A 1103-nucleotide genomic window follows, 5' to 3' on the forward strand; every position below is an offset into this window, starting at 1 on the left:
GGATCCACTGACCATCGGCGTTTTTCGATTTGTAAACGACAAGGGCCGCCTCGCGCCCATCAGGGATCAGCCCGTCTTTAGCACAAGATGACAGGGCGTTAATCACGCTCTGGCGGTCGGCGCCATACAGGTCTTTGTTATTGGCCAGCGCCACGGCGGCGGCGCTGGTAAATTTTTCAAAGCTGACGTGGCTCGGCAAAATCTCCTTTGCCGGTGCCAGCTGTTCTGCCAGGTCTTTCTGGATCAGTGCAAGTTGGTTGCTCATTGGTATGCTCCTTAGGCTACGCGCAGCGCTTCCATGCGGCGCTGGTCAAAGTCGTTAATGTCGTCCACGATTTCTTCGGTGATCGGTTCTGGCCACACGCCGGTATCCTGTGCCTGTTTGATATCCCGCAGGGTTTTGCGGTACTCAAGGCGGCCGAGTTCGAGCAAGTCAGCGGAGGCCTCCACGATGGCGACCCAGTGGTAGTGCTCATCCTTGTTGACGAAAATCCAGAAGAACTGATCCAGCGCCGCAACATCGCAATACATGCCCGCGCTCAGGTGGTAATCGCGCTCGATGATTTCACGGTGCAGGCGGGCGCGCAGGGCGCTTTGCTTGACGTTACCCATGCTGACGGTTTTCAGGTCAAAGCCGGTACGCAGTCCGCCGGCCTCAATCTCAAGATCGGGACGTACGCGCAGTTCGAGGCCGGTTTCTTCATCGATGCCGAAATAGCTCACCTCAACCGCGCGTTGTGGGTGCTGCAACAACTGTCCGGCCGATGGGTGGGTGAACAGGGCGCGCTGAATTGCCTTGGCGTGTTTCATCTGCGCCTGCGTGATCGGCTGGCGCTGGTCGTTGCTATTTTTCCAGGCGCTGATCACTTCGTCGGCGAATACCGCAGTTGGCAAAATCGTTTTGATACGCGCGGCCATATCCTCTTTGCTGCCGCTGACCGGCAACGGCGCCGGAATCGCGCGCTCTTTCTCGACAAACTCCGGATCGATGGTCGCCAACTGTTCCAGCAGTGCGTCGCGGCTGCCGGTGGTTTTCAACGGCGCCGGCAGGGTGGCGTTGTACTCTTTGATGCAGGCTTTCATCGCCGTGGCGGTGATTTTTG

At 58.1% G+C, this 1103-nt stretch carries 2 protein-coding genes; both read right to left on the reverse strand.

Annotated elements, in window-relative coordinates:
* Positions 1-265: recombinase RecT (locus AB0442_RS42605; RefSeq protein ID WP_366168868.1), on the reverse strand; the 265-nt coding region annotated here is incomplete at its 3' end.
* Positions 266-276: 11 nt separating this feature from the next.
* Positions 277-1103: PD-(D/E)XK nuclease-like domain-containing protein (locus tag AB0442_RS42610; RefSeq protein WP_366168869.1), on the reverse strand; the 827-nt coding region annotated here is incomplete at its 5' end.

The organism is Kitasatospora sp. NPDC085895 (assembly GCF_040702125.1).
GTDB lineage: Bacteria > Actinomycetota > Actinomycetes > Streptomycetales > Streptomycetaceae > Kitasatospora > Kitasatospora arboriphila.